The sequence below is a fragment of the Dietzia sp. SLG310A2-38A2 genome (assembly GCF_014145095.1).
Taxonomy (GTDB): domain Bacteria; phylum Actinomycetota; class Actinomycetes; order Mycobacteriales; family Mycobacteriaceae; genus Dietzia.
Genome location: NZ_JAALDX010000336.1, coordinates 1,221 through 3,023, shown reverse-complemented (window position 1 = coordinate 3,023; position 1,803 = coordinate 1,221). Strand labels below are relative to the sequence as shown.

The window sequence follows — 1,803 nt, the reverse complement described above, 5'->3', positions numbered from 1 at the left end:
GCTCGACGGCCGCCGCTTCGACGAGGAGGCCCGCTTCTTCGCCGGCGAGGCCGACGCGTTCGCCGCCCGGGGCTGGAAGAGCGCCGAGCGGGCCGCGCGTCTGCACCTGACCTCGCGCTTCAACGCGCTGTCGCTGTTGCCGACCGCGGCCAGGGCGGGCAAGTTCGCCGAGGGCGGCAAGCGGCTCCTCGGGCACAGTTTCCGGAAGTTCTGACCGCCCGCTCCCGCGGTGGTCGCAGGTGGCGGAGTCGCCGCACCACGCAGCCCGAAGTGCCGCGGTATTGCTCGTCCTTACTGCGGCTAACAAGGCTCGGGGCCGCAGTGAGAACGACCAGAAAAAGGACGACTAGCTACTTCGCTGTGGCGTGCCGATAGGTTGGGGTATATGGCTGCCGAAACGCACCGCCCCGGTGCGCCCGGCACGTGGTGGATACTCGCAGTGGCTTTGTATGCGGCTGAGGTGCTGGTACTCGGGACGTTCGCCCTCCCGCTGGGCATGATGGCGGGATTTTTCGTGCTCGACTGCTCGGTTCAGGGGCGCGTCTACGAGTGTTCAAGTCCGTGGCAGATGCCTGTCTCAGTTCTACCGATGATCGCGCTCCTCGCGACCGTGGCTATCACGGCGAACTCCATCCTCGCCCGCCGTGGCCGAGTCCGGCCAATTGTTGTTGCGGCGATCGCGACTCCGGCGGTCCAGGCCGCTATCGTCCTTGCCGTGATCGGCGCAGTGCACCTCGAGGAGATTCGCTGAGAGGACCGACATGATTCCCGACACCTGGATCCCACACCGCCGTGAGGACGGCGAACTGATCGGGTGGATCGACATGGCCGTCGCCGAGCCGCTGCTCGTGCCGATCGACCGGCTCGGCCGCCCGCTCGACCCGGTCGACGACTGGCACCAGGCGGAGGACGTGCTCGAGGGGATCGGACTGCGGTTCCTCATGGAGCGCTTCCTGTTCCACGAGAACGGCCGCGACACCGTGGTGCGGATCTCCCACCTCTACGAGGACCGGATCGTGATGTCCACGGCGCTCACGGACGCGATCGAGGAGGTCGGCCGCGAGATCGTGGCACCGTTCCCGGCGCCCACGACGCTACGCCCAGCCTGAGCGGCGCCCACGACGCTGCGCCCCGCCTGAGGTGCGGCCCGGCCCGGTCAGCGACGCACGATCACCACCCGTGAGCCCACCTCGCGGACGTCGAACAGGTCCGGGTCCGCGAACTGCTCCGGGTGGAACCGGATCTTCTCCCGACTGTTGTTCCGAGCCAGGGGCATCTCGTTGATCGCCACCGGCACTATCCAGTTCCGGGAGCCATCCCGATCGAGCACCATCACGTCCGGACCTCGGAACGGGCTTGAGTCCATCGCGTCGGCCAGCTCGGCAGGGGACTCGACCGAGGCCCACTCCCGGATCTCGTCCGTCCGCGCGGTGTAGCGCCCGGCCGGGGTCGCGTAGGCCTGCGCGGGTGCCTGGAAGGTGAAATACGGGCGGTAGGCGTAGACGGTCGGGGCCGAGGTGAGGACCACCAGTTCCGAGGGCTCCCGCCCGGGGGTCATCTCGTCGATCGCCTCCAACACCTCCGTCGGGGCTGCAGAGGTCTCGCGGGCTGCGGCGGCGAACCGCGAGTCCTCCTCGGAGACGTGCTGCACCATCTGGATCGCGGCCAGACCGGCCACCACCACGGCCACCGCGGAGACCCGGCCGCGCGAATGCGTGGGCGACGTGGTCACCGCCCAGCGGGCCAGGGCGAGGGAGCCGACCACCCCCGCGAGCGCGAGCGCCAGCGTGATCACCGGGATCA

At 69.2% G+C, this 1,803-nt stretch carries 3 protein-coding genes and 1 pseudogene; 3 read left to right on the top strand and 1 reads right to left on the bottom strand.

Annotated features, from left to right (window positions below; all coding sequences use genetic code 11):
• From G6027_RS18865 to G6027_RS12135, 3 genes and pseudogenes are all read left to right on the top strand, one after another.
• Positions 1-214, top strand: a pseudogene (locus tag G6027_RS18865) (glycosyltransferase family 2 protein); the annotation flags it as partial.
• A 171-nt stretch (positions 215-385) separates the two neighbouring features.
• Complete coding sequence (locus tag G6027_RS12140; RefSeq protein WP_182637402.1) at positions 386-751, top strand: hypothetical protein; 366 nt, start codon at positions 386-388, stop codon at positions 749-751.
• Positions 752-761: 10 nt separating this feature from the next.
• The gene (locus G6027_RS12135; protein WP_182637401.1) at positions 762-1,109 is read left to right on the top strand and encodes a hypothetical protein; all 348 of its coding nucleotides are present in this window, start codon (positions 762-764) and stop codon (positions 1,107-1,109) included.
• A 47-nt stretch (positions 1,110-1,156) separates the two neighbouring features.
• Here G6027_RS12135 and G6027_RS12130 read toward each other — a convergent pair.
• Positions 1,157-1,803 (bottom strand): arabinofuranosyltransferase (locus G6027_RS12130; RefSeq protein ID WP_182637400.1); only part of this gene is annotated, 647 nt, incomplete at its 5' end.

Coding starts and splice junctions, on each gene's coding strand:
- G6027_RS12140 (WP_182637402.1), top strand. CDS start 386: ATGGCTGCCGAAACGCACCGCCCCGGTGCGCCCGGCACGTGGTGGATA.
- G6027_RS12135 (WP_182637401.1), top strand. CDS start 762: ATGATTCCCGACACCTGGATCCCACACCGCCGTGAGGACGGCGAACTG.